Annotated in this window: 17 protein-coding genes and 3 pseudogenes; 10 read left to right on the top strand and 10 right to left on the bottom strand. The window is 63.2% G+C overall.

Annotated features, from left to right (window positions below):
• Positions 1-26: 26 nt before the first annotated feature.
• The gene (locus VGC77_RS14535) at positions 27-692 is read left to right on the top strand and encodes an outer membrane protein (protein ID WP_331172271.1); all 666 of its coding nucleotides are present in this window, start codon (positions 27-29) and stop codon (positions 690-692) included.
• A 423-nt stretch (positions 693-1,115) separates the two neighbouring features.
• On the opposite strand, the gene VGC77_RS14530 is transcribed toward VGC77_RS14535, so the two are convergent.
• From VGC77_RS14530 to VGC77_RS14520, 3 genes are all read right to left on the bottom strand, one after another.
• Positions 1,116-2,444: an adenylate/guanylate cyclase domain-containing protein gene (locus tag VGC77_RS14530; protein ID WP_331172270.1), complete on the bottom strand. Its 1,329-nt coding sequence runs from the start codon at positions 2,442-2,444 to the stop codon at positions 1,116-1,118.
• A complete protein-coding gene (locus VGC77_RS14525) occupies positions 2,441-3,103 on the bottom strand; it encodes a DUF3313 domain-containing protein (protein ID WP_331172269.1) in 663 nt (220 codons plus the stop codon). Before VGC77_RS14525 ends, VGC77_RS14530 begins: the two co-directional genes overlap by 4 nt.
• Before the next feature lie 78 nt (positions 3,104-3,181).
• On the bottom strand, positions 3,182-3,760 hold the full coding sequence (locus VGC77_RS14520; RefSeq protein WP_414709671.1) for a DUF2147 domain-containing protein: 579 nt from the start codon (positions 3,758-3,760) through the stop codon (positions 3,182-3,184).
• A gap of 198 nt (positions 3,761-3,958) precedes the next feature.
• Here VGC77_RS14520 and VGC77_RS14515 point away from each other — a divergent pair, with 198 nt between their 5' ends.
• Both VGC77_RS14515 and VGC77_RS14510 read left to right on the top strand, forming a co-directional pair.
• Entirely contained in the window at positions 3,959-4,651 is a 693-nt protein-coding gene (locus VGC77_RS14515) for a TetR/AcrR family transcriptional regulator (RefSeq protein WP_331172268.1), read from the top strand.
• 126 nt (positions 4,652-4,777) lie between these two features.
• On the top strand, positions 4,778-5,344 hold the full coding sequence (locus tag VGC77_RS14510; RefSeq protein ID WP_331172267.1) for a PepSY domain-containing protein: 567 nt from the start codon (positions 4,778-4,780) through the stop codon (positions 5,342-5,344).
• Positions 5,345-5,556: 212 nt separating this feature from the next.
• Here the strand turns inward: VGC77_RS14510 and VGC77_RS14505 are convergent, their stop codons facing one another.
• Complete coding sequence (locus VGC77_RS14505) at positions 5,557-6,165, bottom strand: DedA family protein (RefSeq protein ID WP_331172266.1); 609 nt, start codon at positions 6,163-6,165, stop codon at positions 5,557-5,559.
• A 27-nt stretch (positions 6,166-6,192) separates the two neighbouring features.
• Positions 6,193-7,251 (bottom strand): sensor histidine kinase, encoded by a 1,059-nt coding sequence (locus VGC77_RS14500; RefSeq protein ID WP_331172265.1) that lies wholly within the window; start codon positions 7,249-7,251, stop codon positions 6,193-6,195.
• Between VGC77_RS14500 and VGC77_RS14495 the strand changes: the two genes are divergently transcribed.
• From VGC77_RS14495 to VGC77_RS14475, 5 genes are all read left to right on the top strand, one after another.
• On the top strand, positions 7,234-7,710 hold the full coding sequence (locus VGC77_RS14495; protein ID WP_331172264.1) for a hypothetical protein: 477 nt from the start codon (positions 7,234-7,236) through the stop codon (positions 7,708-7,710). The two genes, VGC77_RS14500 and VGC77_RS14495, sit on opposite strands and share 18 nt — an antisense overlap.
• A gap of 316 nt (positions 7,711-8,026) precedes the next feature.
• On the top strand, positions 8,027-8,809 hold the full coding sequence (locus tag VGC77_RS14490; RefSeq protein ID WP_331172263.1) for a hypothetical protein: 783 nt from the start codon (positions 8,027-8,029) through the stop codon (positions 8,807-8,809).
• A gap of 39 nt (positions 8,810-8,848) precedes the next feature.
• Positions 8,849-9,244: a hypothetical protein gene (locus VGC77_RS14485; protein WP_331172262.1), complete on the top strand. Its 396-nt coding sequence runs from the start codon at positions 8,849-8,851 to the stop codon at positions 9,242-9,244.
• Positions 9,244-9,996, top strand: coding sequence for a hypothetical protein (locus tag VGC77_RS14480; protein ID WP_414709670.1), 753 nt, complete (start codon positions 9,244-9,246; stop codon positions 9,994-9,996). The genes VGC77_RS14485 and VGC77_RS14480 overlap by 1 nt, the downstream gene beginning before the upstream one ends.
• A 195-nt stretch (positions 9,997-10,191) precedes the next feature.
• Positions 10,192-10,857 carry a response regulator transcription factor gene (locus tag VGC77_RS14475; protein ID WP_331172261.1) on the top strand — a complete coding sequence of 222 codons (666 nt, stop codon included), beginning with the start codon at positions 10,192-10,194 and terminating at the stop codon, positions 10,855-10,857.
• A 107-nt stretch (positions 10,858-10,964) separates the two neighbouring features.
• Here VGC77_RS14475 and VGC77_RS14470 read toward each other — a convergent pair.
• The 5 genes and pseudogenes from VGC77_RS14470 to VGC77_RS14455 all read right to left on the bottom strand — a co-directional run.
• Positions 10,965-11,648, bottom strand: a pseudogene (locus VGC77_RS14470) (nucleoside recognition domain-containing protein); the annotation flags it as partial.
• Between the two features lie 58 nt (positions 11,649-11,706).
• A pseudogene (locus VGC77_RS23700) lies at positions 11,707-11,997 on the bottom strand (FeoB small GTPase domain-containing protein); the annotation flags it as partial.
• Positions 11,998-12,047: 50 nt separating this feature from the next.
• Positions 12,048-12,194, bottom strand: a pseudogene (locus VGC77_RS23695) (replication protein A); the annotation flags it as partial.
• Between the two features lie 324 nt (positions 12,195-12,518).
• Positions 12,519-13,490, bottom strand: a complete 972-nt coding sequence (locus tag VGC77_RS14460; protein ID WP_331172260.1) for a UDP-glucuronic acid decarboxylase family protein — start codon at positions 13,488-13,490, stop codon at positions 12,519-12,521.
• An 89-nt stretch (positions 13,491-13,579) separates the two neighbouring features.
• Complete coding sequence (locus VGC77_RS14455) at positions 13,580-15,592, bottom strand: substrate-binding domain-containing protein (RefSeq protein WP_331172259.1); 2,013 nt, start codon at positions 15,590-15,592, stop codon at positions 13,580-13,582.
• 239 nt (positions 15,593-15,831) lie between these two features.
• Here VGC77_RS14455 and VGC77_RS14450 point away from each other — a divergent pair, with 239 nt between their 5' ends.
• Positions 15,832-17,925, top strand: a complete 2,094-nt coding sequence (locus tag VGC77_RS14450) for a tetratricopeptide repeat protein (RefSeq protein WP_331172258.1) — start codon at positions 15,832-15,834, stop codon at positions 17,923-17,925.
• A 48-nt stretch (positions 17,926-17,973) separates the two neighbouring features.
• The gene (locus VGC77_RS14445; RefSeq protein ID WP_331172257.1) at positions 17,974-19,128 is read left to right on the top strand and encodes a tetratricopeptide repeat protein; all 1,155 of its coding nucleotides are present in this window, start codon (positions 17,974-17,976) and stop codon (positions 19,126-19,128) included.
• Positions 19,129-19,161 lie beyond the last annotated feature (33 nt).

Below are 19,161 nucleotides of genomic sequence, written 5' to 3'. Positions count from 1 at the left end.
CAGCAACCAGTGGGAGATTTAGTGTTATGATTAGTAGCGCCGCGCTCCTCCGCACGATTTGCGCCCTGCCCTGTGCCGTGGGGCTAGCCACGCCCACCGCCAATGCTGCGGATCTATCGCCGCAATACGCGCCACCCTCCGCCTACAGGGCACTTCAGCCGGCTTATTCGTGGACCGGACTCTATGCGGGCTTCAATGCGGGTTACGCCGCGAGCGGCGACGAAGCCTTTAACAACTTCGCTGGGACGAGCGGCGGCAAGGTCAAGGGTGCCGTTGGCGGTGCTCAAATCGGCTACAATTATCAGCTCTCGCCGATGTTCGTGGTCGGCGTAGAGAATGATTTCGAAGGCGGCGACATCAAAAACCACGATTCACTCAACAGCGCGACCGTCAGTATCCCTTGGTCCATGAGCGGCCGTGCCCGTGCCGGCATCGCGACGATGGATTCCAGGCTACTGTTCTTCGGCACCGCCGGTCTTGCCGCCGGCGAACTGAAGGCTGGGCCGATCAGCAAGACGAAAATCGGCTGGACGGCAGGCGGCGGTGTCGAGTGGGCAATTCTGCCCAAATGGTCCGCCAAGGCCGAATACCTTTACACCGAATTCAAGCACGACGATTTGCCGGACTGGAACGCCGCGAACTTCCACAGCTTCCGTGTCGGAATGAACTATCATTTCGACTTGTTTCGATGATCGTTCGGATGACAGAACAATCATGATTCGCATCTGCTGAAGCAACGATGGGGGCTTTTTCTCGGCCGGCGCCCACGCAACACGCAAGATCGCGTCACTTGCAGGTGACCTGCTTCAGACAGAGCGCATTGCAGATCAACGGTCGGCATCATGCGACGCGCGATGCCGATCTATCGCCTGCGGCAAGGCAAGGCTTGTCTATGGGCACCCTTTTTCGTTCGCGTCGTCATGTGAAAAGCGAACTGAGCGAAGAGCCCGTCGGAGCAAGCCGGGGGGGCTTCCCGATACCTGATAAGATCGTCGGCGTCGACCACGCGGTGCACAATCTGCACTGGCAGACCTGCGACGGTCTTGCTCTCGCCCCGCCACGGCCTCCGCCCGAAATCCGGAGGGCCCGACGCTTCTATTGATCTCGGATCCTCGTCATTTGCGCAATGGCGCCCAGATCAGTTGCTTCCGCTCCAACCCGCGAAGCGCATATGAGCCAACGATTTCGAGCGGACGCTGGCAGCGCGCCGCAAAGGTGTCGGACACGAGAATCGAACGACCGGCATCGTCACAGAGCTCCTCGATGCGGCTCGCCTCATTCACAGCCCGACCGATGACGGTGAAATCCAGCCGACGACTGGTCCCGACATTGCCATAGACCACGTCACCAAAGTGTAGGACAAGGTCGACCTCCAGTTCAGGTAGGCCCATCGATCGACGTCGATTGTTCAACGCACGATTAAGCGACAGAGCCTCCTCCGCCGCATCCAGCGCCATTCCACAAATCGCCGACGATTGATTTTCAGGATCCTGCACGCGAAAGATTGCCAGGAATCCGTCGCCCGTGAATTTCAGGATTTCACCGCCGCACCGGGCAACCGGCTCGCCGATGGCGTCGAAATACTCGTCGAGCCAACCCACAACTTTGAGCGGATCATCGCGATCTGCCAACGCCGTAAACGCGCGAAGATCGGCCAACAAGATCGCGGCGGTGATCGTCTCGCCCTCGCCTCGACGGATATTCCCCCCGAGCACGCGTGAACTCGTGTCAGAACCGAGATAGATGCCGAGAGTTTCATGCAACGTCCGCGACAGGCTGAATTTGCACATGGCGAGCCCGAGCGGAGCAAGCGTTTCAGCCAGCATAGCCAAATCGTCGTCACTGAAACCCGACCACGCGTCGGTCGCGAACGAGACCGCGACGCCCTTCAGCGCGGTGCCGGGCGCGAACCATATGAGATGCAGGACATAGTCCGTGCCGCCTTCCGCTTGCAGATCGACGAGTTCGGGAATGGCGGTGGCGGGATCCAGGCTGCCATCCAGTCGCCAGCGGGCGGAGCTTCGACCGTCGGCGAGAATTGCATGGAGCGGGCTGCGCTCGAAGCCGCCCATGCCCTCATCGGCATAGGCGGCTGAAAGCAGCGAGGTACCGCGTTCGCGCTGCCATTCGACGTTGAAGCCGCGGACCGACGGATCGATCGCCGGAACGACGACGCTCATGCGCCAGAGCGGCATTCCGCTGTCGCGCAATTTGCTGCAGAATTCATCGAGAAACACCGCTCCGTCATCCAGCATCGTCGCCCTTTCGGCGATCCACCGCAGGATTCCCAGGCTTTGCAACTCCCTTGCTTGCGGAGTTCCAATGATCCGGCGCTGAGCCGTTGCCAGAACGGCGGAGGGCGTCCTGTTCGCCGACAGCCGCCGGGCCCACGACAACGGCCTGCACCAGCGCAATGGAGAGGCGGTTTCCCGGCCCTGAATCATCGGAAGTGCACCACCAGCATATCTGCACCTTTGTCGAGGCCCGCCTCGGCCGCAGCCAACGGCCCCACGCTGGCCTTGATGTTGAGCGGGCTCGGATATTGCTTGCTAACGAACGCGCCAAGCAAACGCGAACTCACCGCGTCAAAGATCTCCACGGCATAGATGACTGAGCCCGTCATCGATCCCTCTCCATCACGAACGGTCTGCACACCGTTGTAAACCGCACCGGCAAGATCGAACCGCGACAGTGTCCCGAGCACGGGGGTGTTGGCTACCGCTCCCGTCAACGTCAGCCTGATGCGTATGGTGTTAGGCCCGCGCTGGTTCACAAGCGTGAAGCGCCGTCCCAACCTCTCGGTGAACCGCGTCTGCATGTAGCTCGCGAGCGACGCCTTATCCTGCTCAGACATGTCGGCGAATTGCTGATCCGGACCACGGTAAACAATGACGGGTTCAACGATGGCCTTGTCGTAAGCGCGCCAGTCCACCACGGGGGCATAGCGATACGGGATCCGGCCGGATGTATCGGACGGATTCGGCGCCAGATGCGACGACGAAGCCACCGCCGAATACGGCACCGGAGCAACGCCTGCACATCCCACCAAGGTCGCGCAGAGCGCCAGAACCGACAGGCGATTCACCGGCAAGCTGATGTACATTTCGAGGTCCTGTTCTGATATGTGAGAGAGTGCTGGAGCGCATGATCGACCGGCGCCAACCTTCGGTGGCCTGCAGCGCTACTTGACCGTCTTTACGATCCTTTCGGGCGAGGCTGACTTTCCTAGGACCGGCCGCGTCCATTCCGCATCCGGCCTCGGACCGTTGTAATCTCCCGTCATCCCAACTAATTGCCCTGGAAGAGCATCCAACGTTTGGCTCCAGGTCTGAGTCGAGCATAGAACCGAGAGCATGCACCCCTTCAGCTTCAAATCCCGCGTCTCTCGCCAGAGAGAGACATCGTAAGACTTGCCATTTTCCGCGTTATAGATTTGTCCGGTGAAACGGCCGTCCTGACCTGGCTTGAGGCCCATGATCAGTTGGTGCCCCAGAACCGGCCGGGATCGCTTTGTGAGATCGAGATTCTGCTGGTCCAAGAGTTGTTGCCCCTTGGCGTCGACGGTCACGCTCATCCAGACGATGTAGCCGCAAATCTGTTCCAACTTCGGTCCGTAGCGCTCAATTCGAATCCGCGCGCGACCATCTTCCGTAAGCCAGGTCCCGCTCGGATCGACCGGAGTCGCGGCAATGCCGGGACTGGCAGCAGCTACCCAGCCAGCAGCAAGAGCCGCACGCATAATCGTTCGGAACATCAACATCTTCGCCTCATTCTTCCTTGCCACAGCAAGCTCGGGCCCAGTCTCAGTCACGCGAATAATCAAACCGTATCGTACGATTACACTCTTTCGTAGCCGCCGGCAAGCGGATATGCAAAGTAACGGACGCGGGAAACCGCGAAGCGATTAACGGCACAACCGATCTGCCCGCAGCGAGCGGAAGATCTGGAGACGATCTGGATGAATGTCACCACGGCCAAGCCGAACAAGGTCCAAAGACGACGCAGCGGACGGCCGACCAAAGAACAGGCCGGTCGGATCACCGACCACATCGTTGACGTGGCGACGCGCCTGTTCTCTGAGACGAGTTTCGAGGCGACGAGTGTCGACCTCATCGCAGTCAAGGCCCGCATATCCAAGCAGACCTTCTACTCGCGCTTCGACTCTAAGGAAGCGCTGTTTGCAGCCGTGATCCGGAAGCGGATGAACGATCTCCTCTTGCCGAGCCCCGGGCGAGCTGATCGAGCCGCCCCGATCGAGCCGACGCTGGTGAGGATCGGCGTCGAACTTTCCAAACGGGCGCTATCTCCGGCCGCCGTTGCGATCGACCGACTTATTACGTCGGAGGCATATCAATTTCGACAGCTTGCCCTCGCCTACCATGAGAGCGCCATCCATGCCCGGGAACTGATCGCCGAAATATTCGCCAACGCCATGCGCGAGAACCAAATAAGATCGGCAGATGCTCGATTTCTCGCGCAACAATTTCTGTTCGCGGTGGTCGACGGCCCGACCCGCGCTCTGATCCTCAGAGGCAAGACCGCGAAGCTAGAACGAGAACTGTGTGAGCAAGTCAGCGCCGCCGTCGAATTGTTTCTGGACGGGTGCCGACCGTTGAAATCGGTCCCTGCTCGATCTAAACCTGAACCTTGATGTGTGGGGGCGCGACCATGAGCTGCGTCACAGCAGTCATCACGGTCGTCATGATCACATGCCGGCTCGATGCGATTCGGAGATTGCGGGCCGGCTTTTAGACTGGGGCGAACACCGGACCGAGCCGTGTTTGACGCGGCCATCGGACAACTACGCGCCGACAAACCGCAACCGTCGAGTGCGAAGGATGCCTTGCAAAAACTACTCGCGCCCCTTGATCAACCAGGTCAGGCCGCGACGATTGCGCCCGGAGAGGCTGCGGCTCTCGAATTGGCCAGACTTCCCATCCCCGAGATCATCGCCGTGGCCGAGAAATTGCGGATCGGCGCAAAAGTCTTCGACGTCAGTTTCGAGCCCAAGGTGGGCTATCCGATGTATGCGGTCCGCAGCTATGCGAACGGAAAGGTCTGGAACGGTCTTGTCGACGGGACGAACGGCCAGGCCATCGACGACGCAACGGTGACAGGTGAGTCCGCTGTTGGCGTCGAAGATAAGGCAGAGCTGATGGCCTTAAAAATCGCCAAAGTCACACTGCGGGAAGCCATTGCATCGGTCGAAAGAGCCAATGGGGGTCGCGCTCTTAACGCGGGCCTGGAGCAAGTGCATGGGCGGGCCGTCTGGGAGATTTGGATTCAGGACGGTCACCGTTCCGAGCAAATTCACATCGATCCAATCACTGGCAAAACGATCTAGCGGTCGACTGTCGTATGGGCAGGTAGTCCTCGGATGGGAGCGCAGCCTACTCCTAACAAATTGAACGGGTTACCCGCGGGAGGACGCCGCGGACAAGATTTTGCGTCACCGTCGAAAATATCGCCGACTTCTTCAGCGCTTCAGTACGCGCGCGCCAGCGCGACCCGCCGAACCATACGAGCGCCCCCGCGATCACCACGACCACAAGGATGTCAAAACGGTTTAGAATTTCGTGGAAGGTCGCTCTCCCATCGTTCGCCGAGAAAGAAGCCGGCATACGCCAGCGCAAAGCACCACGGCCAGGAGCCGACGAAGGTGAAAAGCTGAAAACGCAGCATCGGCATCTGCGCCAGTCCGGCCGGAAACGCGATGAAGGTTCGGATGATCGGAAGCAACCGGCCGACGAACACGGTGACGCCGCCGTATCGGGCGAAGAAGCGTTCGGCATGGACGAGTTCGCCGGGCCGCAGCGCCACATAGGCGCCCCAGCGCTCGATTGCGGCCCGGCCGCCCTTTGCGGCGATCAGATAAGCGACGGTGGACCCGAGATTGCAACCGATCGCCCCAACGGTCACGGCGCCGATTAGGCTGAACTGGCCCTTGAATGCGAAATAGCCGGCGAACGGCATGATCACTTCCGACGGAAGCGGGATGCAGGCGGACTCGATCGCCATGAGAACGGCCGCGCCGAAATAGCCGAGCGAGGAAATCAGGGCCACGATCCAAGCGGAGACGACGGCGATAACCTGTTCCAAAATTTTAGCAAATCCATTTGGGTGACTGGCTTGGCGCGCTCCGTCCGGCCAACCGCGCCGCTGCATGGTGCCGAAAGAACGCCGCGGCGCGTGTTAAGTCGGTTGGGGATCCCCAGCGCAGCAAGCTGCAGGCAGCCTGATGGTGACTTCAAGTCCCGATCGCTTGGCCGCGTCGCGATTTGCCAGAATGATCGTCCCGTCGAGACTGGCGACGATCCGCGCGACGATGGCGAGGCCGAGGCCGGTGCCGTCGCCGTCGGGCCGGCTGCCGCGAAAGAACGGCTCGAACACCCGATCAATCTCGCAGGCCGCGATGCCCGGCCCGGTGTCGGCGATGCAGAGAACCGCCGCATCGCCGTCGGGATAGATGTCGAGATCGATACGCCCCCCGTCGGGGGTAAAACGCAGCGCGTTGTCGAGCAGATTGCGGATGATCGATGTCGCCATGATCGCTTCGCAGCGGACGTCAACACGCTCGATCCGCTCGAAGCCGAGATCAATGCCGCGGTCGATCGCCCGCGGCATCAGGTCAGCGACCACCTCGCGGGCCGCACCGTCAAGCGCGAGCAAAGCTCTGGGATCGGGTGATGAGGGGGAGGCTTCATACCGGGCAAGCGCCAACAACTGATCGAGCAGATGCTTGGTGCGTTGGACGCCCTGCCTGAGCGCAGCAGCCCGATCGCGCGCATCGGCCGACAGCGAGACCGCTTCAAGGTTTTCGGCCTGCAGGCTGAGCGCCGTGATCGGCGTGCGCAGCTCGTGCGCCGCATCGGCCAGGAAACGGCGCTGCTGCTCCATCAACGAGCCGATCCGCGCCAGCAGCGCGTTGATCGAAACGATGAACGGCTGTAATTCGCTCGGCGTGCCGGCGGTCGGCAGTGCCGCGAGGTCGTCGGCGCGGCGGGCGTCCAGGTTTTCCGCGAGGCTGACGATCGGGCGCAGCGAATGCGCGATGATGAGCGCCGTCACCAGCAACAGGCAAGGCACCAGCAGCGCGATCGGCAGCAAGGTACGAAGCGCCATGTCGCGGGCGGTTTCGTCGCGCACTGCGGTCGGCTGCGCCACCGCAAAGCGGCTGCCCTCGGCGCGGGTGCCAAGCAACACGCGGACAGGCTGCCCCCGAACCGTGGTGCCGTGCAGTCCATCCTGCAACGTGAACAGCCGGCGTTCGTCGGGATTGCCGCGCGGCGTGTTGCCGAGTTCGATCAGCCAGATGTCGGCGTTCTCCTCGACGCCATGCAGCGCCCCGCCGACGACGGACTTGCCGCTATGGGCGAGGCCGGCGACCTGGATCAGCGCGGAATCCTGGATTTCGATCGCCTCGTCGAACGCCCATTTGTAAGCGAACACGGCTCCCGCCGCGCTGGTCAACATGATCACTGCGGTGAGCGCGACGAACAGGCGGTTGCGAAGCGACCGGATCATCTCGGGCGATCCAACAACACGCCAACGCTGCGCGCCTTGCAGATCGGGCGGCCGCCCTGGGCCGCGGCGCCGAGCATCCCGTCGTTATCGATCAGCAACCCTCGCATCGCGCAAATTCCTGAGACGTCGGCAGCTTGTCGCGATCCTGCGGATTGCCCATCGTCAATTATCGTGAGCGCGACTTAGCGCAAAGTTAGCATAGTCCCCAGCCGGGGCGACGGTGCGCCGCGCCCCGCTTACAACCTCAGAGTCTGACCGAAACCGCAACGAACAAAAGAGCGGTCCTTGTCGTTGCAAGCCGAGGCCGGCGCGGAAAGCCGGCTGAGAAAGCAGCAATCCACCGGCATTCCCGGTGCGTTGGACGCCTCGTCGCGACAGCGCCCCGCCATGAGGCGTTAATTGGCTCATTCGATCGATCGCGGTTTCGGCCAGGCTCTAAGGCAGGGCTAAGTCTGCGCGTTCAGCAATGACCACGTCGAAAGTCAACCACCTGGAGGCCGGCGTGTCGAGAAATTCAGCCCTGGGAACGTCACTGCTGCGCAACAAGGTTCCGGAGGTCACGCTGGTGTTCTGGATCATCAAGATCCTCTCCACCACGGTCGGCGAGACCGGCGCCGATTATCTCGCGGTGCATGTCGGATTGGGGACCGACCTGACCATGGCCTATATGACGTGCCTGCTGCTGGCGGCGCTGAGCTTCCAGTTCCGGGCGCGGCGCTACATCCCGTGGATCTACTGGCTGACCGTAGTGCTGGTGAGCATCGTCGGCACCCAGATCACCGATTTGCTGACCGACAAGCTTGGTGTCAGCCTGTACGCCAGCACGGCGGCGTTTTCCGGCGCGCTGCTCATCGTCTTCGCGGTCTGGTTCGGCGTCGAGCGCACGCTGTCGATCCGCAGCATCGTGACCTCGCGGCGCGAGCTGTTCTATTGGTCCACCGTTCTGATGACCTTTGCACTCGGCACCGCCGCCGGCGATCTGGCGACCGAAGCGCTGGGGCTCGGCTTTCGGCTCGGAACGCTGGTGTTTGCGATTTTGATCGCCGCGGTCGCGCTGTTTCGCCGGCTCGGCGGCAAGGCCGTGCCGGCGTTCTGGCTCGCCTACATCCTCACCCGACCGCTCGGCGCCTCGCTCGGCGATCTGCTGTCGCAGTCGCGCGACTATGGCGGGCTGGGGCTCGGCACGATCTACACCAGCCTCGCCTTCCTGACGGTGATCATCGCCCTGGTGGCCTGGATTTCCTTCGATGGCGATCGCTCCAAGAACCTATCCGAAGCGCATTGATGCCGCTGACTACTACCTCAACAAACAAGGAAGCTTGTCATGAAGAACGTTCTGATTTCATCCGTGGTCGTCGCGCTGATGGTCGCGGCCGGCGTGCCGCTGACCAATAGCGCGGTGCCGCTGTCGCTGATCGGCCCGGCCGCGGCTGCGCCCTCCAGGCTCGGCGATCTGGCGCCGTTTCGCAGCATCGCCGCCGACGTCGCCGATCTGATCGGCAAGGGCGACCTCGGCGCCGCCAAGACAAGGATCAAGGACCTCGAGCTCCACTGGGATGAAGCCGAGGCCGGGCTGAAGCCGCGCGCGGCTGCGGATTGGCACACCGTCGACAAGGCCATCGACCGGGCGCTGGCTGCGCTTCGCGCCGGCACGCCGTCGGCGGCGGATTGCAAGTCCAGTATCGACGATCTGTTGTCCGTGATCGACGGACTACGCTGATGTCCCGGATCGATAGCGCGCTGACCAAGGTCCCCGAAGTCACCTTGGCCTTCTGGATCATCAAGATCGCCGCGACCACGCTCGGAGAAACCGGCGGCGACGCCGTGACGATGACGCTGCATTGGGGTTATCTGGCTGGAACGGTGCTGTTTCTCGTGGCGCTCGTCGGCCTTGTGATCGCACAGATCGTGGCGAAGCGGTTTCATCCGTCGCTATATTGGGCGACCATCATCGCATCGACCACTTTCGGCACCACCATGGCCGACTTCGCCGACCGTTCGCTCGGCATCGGTTACACCGGCGGCTCTTCGCTGTTGCTGACGCTGCTGCTGGCGACGCTCGCGTTGTGGTACTGCGTCGAAGGCTCGATCTCGGTCGATACGGTCAGCCGGCCGCGAATCGAAGCCTTCTATTGGGCGGCGATCACCTTGTCGCAGACGCTGGGAACGGCGCTCGGCGACTGGACCGCCGACACCGGCGGACTTGGTTACGAAGGCGGTGCGCTGGTTTTCGCCGCCGCATTGGCCGTGCTCGCCGCCGCCTATTTCTGGACCAACACGTCGCGCGTGGCGCTGTTCTGGGCCGCCTTCATCCTGACCCGGCCGCTCGGCGCAACAGTCGGCGATTTCCTCGATAAGCCGCTCGCGCAAGGCGGCCTCGCCGTGAGCCGCCCGCTCGCATCCGCCGTGATCGCAGTCTTCATTATCCTCTGCGTCGTCCTTCTGCCGCAACGGGCCGGACGGCATTCCTGAAAGCTCCCGGAGCCCGACGGTTGGCCGCTCGTTCGAACGCAGCGGCCTCCGCCGGGCGGCATCGTCGGTGCGCCGGCCTGAAGTGGCGCAATTGACGGCGCGGTCTTATATGTCTGGCTCTCGACGTCCGATCCCGCAGCCCGCCGGGCCTCAAGCGGGCCTTTCGATCCGGCCCCTAACCTGAGCGATCCGGTGATGCGCATTCTGCTGGTTGAAGACGATCCGATGATCGGCAAGGCGTTGGTCCGCGGACTAACCGCCCAGGGCATGGCTGTCGACTGGGTCAGGAATGGCGCCGATGCCAGTGCGACCCTGGAAAGGCCGCAACATGCCATCGCCCTGCTCGATATCGGGCTGCCGGAAATATCGGGCTTTGACGTCCTGGCGCAGGTCCGCACCGCCGGCGCAGCGATTCCGATCATCGTGATCACGGCGCGCGATGCCGTTGACGACAGGATCACGGGCCTCGATCTCGGGGCCGACGATTACATCGTCAAGCCATTCGAGTTGAATGAACTGCTGGCGCGGATCCGCGCGGTGCTTCGTCGCCATAACGGACAGGCGAGTTCGCTGGTCACCAGCGGCCAGATCACCCTCGATCTCGCCACCCATGTCGCGACCTTTCGTGGCATCGAAACCGAACTGTCGGCCCGCGAATTCGCGCTGCTGAATGCCCTGATGGAACGGCCTGGCGCAATCCTGTCCCGATCACAGATCGAGGAGCGCATCTATGGCTGGGGCGAGGAAGTCGAAAGCAATGCGATCGACTTCCTGATCCACGCCATCCGGAAGAAATTCGACCGCGACATCGTCCGTAACGTGCGAGGCGCCGGCTGGATGGTGGTCAAGGACCGCTCGTGACGTCGATCCGCGTAGCCCTGGATTGCTTCGTCGCAAGAGCTGCTCGCAATGCAGCGTTTCATGCCCGTCATTGCGCTCTTTGAGTCAGCCTCTGAGGGAGTGCCTCGTCACAGCCCAAACGCCCGCGCGAGGTTGAACGTCAGCAGGCTTGCGATATAGGCCAGCGCAAACATGTAGAGAAACGTGACGATCATCCATCGCGAGCTTCCGGTTTCGCGCTGGATGACCGCGAGTGTGGATGCGCATTGCGGGGCGCATATATACCAGACCAACAATGAAAGAACCGTCGCCAAACTCCAATGGTTGGCGAGGACTTGTCCGATTTGGGCGGCAGCTTCCTTTCCGCCCTCGATCGCGTACACGGTACCGAGCGCTGCGACCGCAACTTCGCGCGCCGCCATGCCGGGAATCAGCGCCACCACGATCTGCCAGATGAAGCCGATCGGCGCGAACAACGACTGCAGCGCGTGGCCGATCAATGCGGCAAGGCTGTAGTTGATGGCCGGGTCCGCTGCGCCCGCGGGAGATTGCGGAAACGAAGCGAGGAACTAGATCAGAACCATCATCGACAGGATCGTGGTGCCTGCGCGGTACAGGAACATCTTGGCGCGGGTATATACACCAATCGCGATGCTTCTCGGTCGCGGCACTTTATAGTCCGGCAATTCAAGCATGAAAGGCGCCGGCTGGTAGTCCCGCCACATGAAGAACTTGATAACGAAGGAAACGCCAAGTGCGCTGCCGATCCCCGCAACATAAAGGCCGAACATCACCAATCCCTGCACGCTGACTCAGCTCCAGCACCAGGCGGAACGTCAGTCGGAGATTGGTGGCATCCGCAATGCACAGCACCAAGTCGGGCATGGCTTCATTGGAGAACCGACCGAGCACGACGTCGCGGGTGATTTCCTCGGGGCTGCGTCCGCGCAGCGAATAGGCGCCGGGCAAATCCACCAGCGACACCGTGCGGCCGGACGACGTGACAAACGTACCGACTTTGCGCTCGACCGTTACACCTAGGAAGTTACCGATTTTTTGGCGGCTTCCGGTGAGGGCGTTGAACAGAGATGTCTTGCCGCTGATGGGAGCACCGACGAGGGCAATGTGAAACGGATCGACGATCCGTGCTGCGCGATCCATCATTGAACCAAGACCGCCATGGCGTCGCGTCGCCGCAGTGCAACTGTAACCGATTTCGGCAGCGAGAAGAACGGCCGCTCCATCAGATTGCGCTGCTCGCGCGGGCTGGAATCGCCGCCGATCACCACGAACAGATTGAGCCGGGTCCGCTCGCTTTCGCACGGTTCAGGCCGGCGTGGCTGTTCGGTGTCGCGCATGAATCAGCGCGCCGCGATAGGGAGAGCCCGATCGCGACGCCTCGTCCGTTGTCCGCATAGGCGCGCCACTGGCCGACATCGTCTCGTGCACGGCTGAAACAGGCGATGAAGAATTCCAGGGTCGGGGCGAAATTGTCGTGCCGAAAGAGATCGAGGAAGTAGTCGAGAAACATCCGGACCCGGCCATCCGCTCCGGTGGCAATGCGCTGGGCCACATCGCGAGCCATATCGATGCCTGGGGTCAGTTCGTTGGGATTGTTGAGATGCCGGTAGTCGGTGAACCAGATCTGTTCGGCCTCAAGCATGCCCTTGAGCGGCAAATGCTCAGGCGCGCAGCGCGACCCTGGCGGCCGGCACGCCGAGGCAGTGACGAAAATAGGCGATGGTTTCCGCGAGGCCGTCGGCCAAAGCCACTTTCGGCTGCCAGCCGAGCAGCGAGCGCGCCAACGCAATGTCGGGCTGGCGTTGCCGCGGATCGTCCGGCGGCAGCGGCCGCAACACGATGGCTGAGCGCGAACCGGTCGTCGCGATCACCAGTTCCGCGAGCTGGCGAATGCTGAATTCGGCGGGATTGCCGAGATTGATCGGGCCGCAGATCTCATCGGGCGTCGCCATCAGCCGGACGATGGCGTCGACCAGATCGCTGACATAGCAGAACGACCGGGTTTGCGCGCCGTCGCCATACAGCGTGATCGGCTCGCCGCGCAGCGCCTGGACGATGAAGTTGGACACCACCCGGCCGTCATTGGGATGCATGCGCGGACCGTACGTGTTGAAGATGCGTGCCACCTTGATCGCCACCCGATGTTGGCGATGATAGTCGAAGAACAGGGTTTCGGCGGCGCGCTTGCCTTCGTCGTAACAGGCGCGGGTGCCGAGCGGATTGACGTTGCCCCAATAGCTCTCTGGCTGCGGATGCACGATCGGGTCGCCATAGACTTCGCTGGTCGAGGCCTGAAAGATTCTGGCACGGGTGCGCTTGGCAAGGCCGAGCATGTTGATGGCGCCGTGCACGCTGGTCTTCAGCGTCTGCACCGGGTCGAACTGATAATGCACAGGCGAGGCCGGACAAGCCAGATTGTAGATCTGGTCGGTCTCGACATAGAGCGGCAGCGTGACGTCGTGGCGCAGCGTCTCGAAGCCGGGAAGCCGGCCGAGATGCGCGATGTTCTGCCGCCGGCCAGTGTAGTAATTGTCGACGCACAGCACTTCGGCGCGATCGGCGAGCAGGCGCTCGCACAGATGCGAGCCGATGAAGCCGGCGCCGCCGGTCACCAGAATGCGGGATTGGGTCATGGCCTGCTCCGGCTGGGCGTTGCGATCAAAGGCGCAACCGGGCGTCTCCTGAGAGACGCCCGGCCGTTTGATGAGAGGCGATCCGGCGATCAGAGCGCGCCGGACTTGCCCGAGCAGCTGGTGGGGCTGCCAGCGCCGCCGACGCTGCCGGCTACACTGACAGCGGCAGTGCGCAGACTGGAGGCGAGCTGATTGAAGCCGTTGTTCTGGAGCAACACGCCGGCCGGGGACGAACTGCCATAGAACCAGTTCAGGAAGCCCTTGAGCCGGTCGGCACGGGCGGTGGTGTCGTAGCAGCTGTACAGCGCCATGAAGGCGGTGCCGACCACCGGATAGGCGCCCGCGGTGGTGGGAATGCCGAGGATGGACTTGCCGCCGATGTTGATGCCGCCCGAGATAGTCAACGACGGAGTGGTCGTTGTCGGATAGACCTGTCCGTACAGGTTCCAGTCGGCATAGGTCGAGGTCGAGCTCGGCGCGGTCAGGCCCGCGAACGCCAGGTCAGCCGCAGCGGGAGTCGGCGCGACGAAGCTGCCGGCGGTGCCGGGCGTGACCGAGGTCGGGACATAGAGCCCTGCGACGCGCTGCGCTTCGTTCTGCACGCTGGCCGAGACCGGCGCGTAGGTCACGTTGTTGACCAGTTGGTAGGGCTGGGAGAAATCGGCGCTGACATAGCCGATGCGGCCGGCATAGACGGTGGAACCGCTGCTCGCCACATTGTTGATCGCCTCGGCCACCGCCGGAGTGCCGCTGGCGCCGATCCAGGGGTGCGAACCATTGTATGTCGCGGCGAGAACGTTGACGCCCTTCACAGTGTTGATGTTGGTGGTGAGATTGGTGAAGCTCGTCGATGGAAGGTTGGAGGCGCCGAAGATCGCCGCATAGCCGTTGCTGCCATCGTCGAGTTGGGCGCAGGAGCTCTTCAGATAGTTGGTCACGATGTAGCTGGTGCCGCTGCCGTCGCTGCGATAGGCCACAACGATGGGCAGGGAGGAGTCGGTGTACGGCGCAGCCGCAGAGCCGTTGCCGACATTGGCCGCATGGAACAGCTGATGCTGGATGGCGCCGACGTTGTCGCGATAGGCGATGCTGGTTGAGCTATCCGACCAGTCCGTCACCGTGCCGGAGAAGATCGCGCAGACCTGCGCGGTGCTCAGCTGGATGGCGCTGCCGGCGGGGGTGTTAAGGTGCGCCCCGTCGGGTTGAGACAGTTGCGAATTGATCGTCCAGAGGGCGCTGTCGGAGTCGTTGACGTTGATGGCAATCGCCACCGGGGCTTCGATCAGCGGCAGCTGGATCGGGGCGCCGAAATTGGCGGTGTTGTAGCTCACCGTGGACGAAGCGGCCGCGCTGACCGCCTGGGTGATGCCGGCGACATCCCAATTGGTGGTGGTGTTGAAGCTTGAGTAAGACGCCGTGGTGAGCGTCGCCGGGGCCACCGGCGCGGCCAGCGGCGAGTCGGAGGCGCCGAAATCGACATGCGGATAGGGGTAGGTGTTGAAGTTGGCATCGCCCGATAAGCTGTCGATGAACACCGGCGGGAGCGCCGGCAGATTCACCGGATTCGGCGTGCCGAGGAAGAACTGCTTCGGATCGTTGGTGATGAAGCCGCGGAAACCGTTGCCGCTGCCGACCGCCGCATAGAGGCCCTGAACGGCCGGGCTGGTGGTGCTCGGGCAGGCCGCCGGCAGTTTCCCTGCATAGTCATCACCGGTCAGCGTGGCGCCGGCATAGCAGTCGAACGCCTGACGCAACGCCAGCGACACCAGCGAGCTGCCGCCGCCATAGATGCCGTCCAGCGCCTTGGCCGGCTGTGCCGCCGAGCCGAGCATCGTCGCGGCGGCGATCGCCACCATCGACGTGGTGCCGCACAGGCGGCTGATACTAAACTGCATTCTCATTTCCACTCTCCTTCGTCGGTGTGATGCAGCAAGCCGCAAGCCCTCGCCGCCTTCGGCTGTGGGCCGACGACGCGTCTCCGCTTCGCTGCGTTTCGGTTGTGCTGCCCAGGCCGCGAACCTTCCCCAAGGTACAAACGGCGTCATCTGTAGTATTATGACGTATATATTTTTCAATTCTATTTGCAGATACTTGACCTGCATCTAAGAGATATCTTAAAATCGATGGCGCGAACTTTGTTTTCGCAATTTTTAAACTTGCAATATTCGGAATTCGATTTTAACCTGAAGCCGTATGGCCGGCCGACAGCGCGGGACCTCATATGCAAGACAATGTTGACGCTCGTTTTTGTATGCCTTTATTGCATTACAGAAATGCAAAAACGCCGAAGTCGCCCCCCTCCAAGTCCGTACTCCAGGCGAGGCAGAGCCACGACCACGGCGTGCGCCATGCCAGAGAAAACCGATGGAAACCGGCGCTGGCGGCATTCCGCGAGGCGGTGAAGCTGGCGCCGGACCAGCCGGGCTTCCATTATGCGTTGGGCGCGGCACTTTGCCGCTTCGACCGCTTCGACGAGGCCGTGGTCGCGTTTCGCAAGGAAGTCGAGATCTCGCCCGGCCACGGTCCGGCGATCGCCGAAATCGGCACCTGCCTCGCCCGCACCGGCCGGCCGCAGAAGGGCATTCCCTATCTGCAACAGGGGCTGCGGCTGCGTCCACAGATGCCACTGGCTCAATACAGCCTCGGCCTGGCGCTGCTTGCGGAAAACCGCCGCAGCGACGCCATCGCCGCGTTCGACGCCGCCCTAGCGCTGGACGCCAGCTATGGCGATGCCTATCGCAGCCGCGGACTGGCGCTGGCGATGGACGGTCAGTTCGACCGTGCGGCGGAAGACCTGCAGGCTGCCGGCGCATTGGACAGCAAGCACGCCGGCGCCATTCTCGAACTCGGCGTCAGCTGCGGCCGCGCGGGGCACGAACAGCAGGCCGGCAAACTTTTCGAGACCGCCGCGAGGGTCTCGCCCGATCATGCGCTGGCGCAATATTACTATGGCCACTTCCTGATCAACCACCGGCGCTACGAGCAGGGTCTCGGCCACATCGCCCGCGCCCTCGACCTCGATCCGCTGCACGCTGAAAGCCATATCGGCAAGGCCTTCGGCCTGCTCGGCCAGGGCCGCATCCACGAGGCGGTGACCGCATTCCGCCGCGCCAGCGAACTCAAACCCGACAGCGCCGAGATCGCCGGCAACCTGCTGTTCGCCCTGCAGCACAAACCCGGGGTGACCAAGGCGGAATTGCTCGCCGAGCACCAGCGGTGGGCCGCGCTGTATCGCAAGGGCGACGCCCATCACCGCCTGCTGTTTGCCAACGATCCCGATCCGCGGCGCTTGCCGCGGCTTGGTCTGGTGTCGGCCGACCTGCACCGTCATGCGGTGGCGTTCCTCACCCTGCGCGCGTTCGAGGAACTGGCGGCGCTGGGCTATCCCATCGTCTGCTACAGGACCGACCAGAAGCGCCCCGAGGACGACTTCAGCGAGCGCTTCAAGGCCGCCTCGGTGCAGTGGCGCGACATCTCCCAACTCGACGACGCCGCGGCCATCAAGCTGGTCATGGACGACGGCATCGACATCCTGTTCGACCTCGCCGGACACACCGCGGGCAACCGGCTCGGCCTGTTCGAACGCCGCGCCGCGCCGATCCAGCTCGGCTGGGCCGGCTATGTCGGCACGGTGGGTCTCGACACCTATGACGGACTGATTGCCGACGCGGTGGAAATCCCGCCCGAGGACGACATCCATTATGCCGAGCCGGTGATCCGGCTGCCCGACTGCTATGTCAGCTATCATCCGCCGACGCCGGCGCCCGACGTCGCGCCGCTGCCCTGCCTCGCCGCCGGCCGCTTCACCTTCGGTTGTTTCAATCGTCCGGCCAAGCTGAACGAACAGCTGGCACAGCTCTGGGCGCGCATCCTCGACGCGGCGCCCACCTCGCGTCTGCTGATGGTCTATGGCGGACTGGATGAAGTGAGCACGCAGCGGGCCGTTTACGACATGCTGGGCCGCGGCGGCATCGCCCGCGACCGCGTCGACCTGGTCGGCGAGACCGAACAGAGCAAGCTGCTGATCGCCTATCACGACGTCGATCTGGCGCTCGACCCGTTTCCCTATTCGGCCGGCGTGACGACGCTCGAGGCGATGTGGATGGGCGTACCGACGGTGACCCTGGTCGGCGACACCTTCGCCGGGCGCCACGCCGCGTCCCATCTGACCGCCGCCGGGCTGCGCGACTTCTGCGCGCAGACCCAGCACGACTACGTGGCGCTGGCGGTCGGTTGGAGCAACAGGCGAGCTGAACTCGCCGCCACCCGCCAGCAGTTGCGGCAACGCGTCGCCGCCTCGCCGCTGTGCGACGCACCACGGTTCGCCAAGAATCTCTCCCAAGAATTGATCAGGCTGTGGACAGCCTGGACCAGCGAACGCTCAGCCGCGGACGGCGGCGTCACCCCGCCAGCCGAACTCAGCGCTAGCAACTAACGCACCGACGACGAGGTCGCAGAGCCAATCATCCCAACGGACAACGCCATGCCCCCAGTTGCCTCCGCCTCGCGACCCGCCCTCCTGAAAGCCGTTGCCGACCGGATCAACCGACTGTTCGCCCAGGGCCATCTCGACGGCGCCGAGGTGCTGCTCACAACGCTCAGCGGCGAACCCGGCATGGCCGCCTACCTCGCGCATATGCGCGGCCTGATCGCGTGGCGACGGGGCGACAACGCGCAGGCCCGACAGCAGCTCGCAGCCACGATATCGCTCGAGCCGACCAATGCCGAAGCGCACGCCAATCTCGGCGCGCTGCTGATCGAAGCCGGACACCGCGCAGCCGCCGTCGCCGCGTACGAGGCCGCGCTGACGCTGCGGCCGCGCCGCCCCGCCGCGCTGGTTGGTCTCGGCAAGGCCCTCGCGGAACTCGGGCTGTTCGACCTCGCGATCGACGCCTACCGCGACGTGCTCGCGGCAGAGCCGGATCACCCGAGCGCCACGGCCGATCTTGCGGCGCTGCTCGACGACACGAGCACCACAACCTCCCGTCAGCAGCGGATCGAACGGCCGCTCGGAGACGACGACCGGCGCGTGCTGTGCGATGCTCTGTTCGTGCAGGGCGTTCGTCATCATCGCGACAACGCCGTCGATCGATCGATCACATCGTTCGACTGCGTGCTGACTTTAGATCCCGATCACGTCAATACGCTATGCAATCTCGGCGCGCTGGAACGCGATCGCGGCCATCACGACCGAGCCCTCGGGTTGCTGCGGCACGCCGTCGGGCTCGCCCCGGAATTCGTCGCCGCACGATTGGCGTTGGGCGACACCCTCCTGGTCTCCGGTCGCGCCGACGAAGCGATCGCGCAATTCCGCGAGGCGCTCGATCGCGCGCCACTCAACGATGCCGTCCATGCCTCGCTCGCCCTGGGGTTTCGCGCGACCGGCGATTTCGGCGCGGCGATCAGCCACTTCGAGCAGGCCGTGCTGATCAATCGACAACAATCGGCCGAATTCTATCTGGCGCTGGGGCAGACCTTGATCGCGACCAACCAGTTGCCGGGCGCGGCGATATGCCTTCAGCACGCGTTCGATCTTGACCCGGCGCTACTGCCAGCGCGTGAAGCGCTACAGTTGATCGACCCGCTCATCGTCGTCGCGACAGGAGGCGTCGCGGCCACAGCACAGCCCGCGGCGTGACGTCGCAACAGGTCCCGGCAGCTGGCGACATGC

This window comes from Rhodopseudomonas sp. (assembly GCF_036404135.1).
Lineage (GTDB): Bacteria > Pseudomonadota > Alphaproteobacteria > Rhizobiales > Xanthobacteraceae > Rhodopseudomonas_A.
This window is presented reverse-complemented; position numbering and strand designations above follow the sequence as displayed.

Bases quoted from the DNA above. Each gene is read 5' to 3' on its own strand.
- VGC77_RS14455 (WP_331172259.1), bottom strand. From the start codon at position 15,592: ATGCAGGTCAAGTATCTGCAAATAGAATTGAAAAATATATACGTCATA.
- VGC77_RS14530 (WP_331172270.1), bottom strand. From the start codon at position 2,444: ATGATTCAGGGCCGGGAAACCGCCTCTCCATTGCGCTGGTGCAGGCCG.
- VGC77_RS14520 (WP_414709671.1), bottom strand. From the start codon at position 3,760: ATGTTGATGTTCCGAACGATTATGCGTGCGGCTCTTGCTGCTGGCTGG.
- VGC77_RS14475 (WP_331172261.1), top strand. From the start codon at position 10,192: ATGCGCATTCTGCTGGTTGAAGACGATCCGATGATCGGCAAGGCGTTG.
- VGC77_RS14505 (WP_331172266.1), bottom strand. From the start codon at position 6,165: ATGCAGCGGCGCGGTTGGCCGGACGGAGCGCGCCAAGCCAGTCACCCA.
- VGC77_RS14485 (WP_331172262.1), top strand. From the start codon at position 8,849: ATGAAGAACGTTCTGATTTCATCCGTGGTCGTCGCGCTGATGGTCGCG.
- VGC77_RS14525 (WP_331172269.1), bottom strand. From the start codon at position 3,103: ATGTACATCAGCTTGCCGGTGAATCGCCTGTCGGTTCTGGCGCTCTGC.
- VGC77_RS14460 (WP_331172260.1), bottom strand. From the start codon at position 13,490: ATGACCCAATCCCGCATTCTGGTGACCGGCGGCGCCGGCTTCATCGGC.
- VGC77_RS14515 (WP_331172268.1), top strand. From the start codon at position 3,959: ATGAATGTCACCACGGCCAAGCCGAACAAGGTCCAAAGACGACGCAGC.
- VGC77_RS14480 (WP_414709670.1), top strand. From the start codon at position 9,244: ATGTCCCGGATCGATAGCGCGCTGACCAAGGTCCCCGAAGTCACCTTG.
- VGC77_RS14445 (WP_331172257.1), top strand. From the start codon at position 17,974: ATGCCCCCAGTTGCCTCCGCCTCGCGACCCGCCCTCCTGAAAGCCGTT.
- VGC77_RS14535 (WP_331172271.1), top strand. From the start codon at position 27: ATGATTAGTAGCGCCGCGCTCCTCCGCACGATTTGCGCCCTGCCCTGT.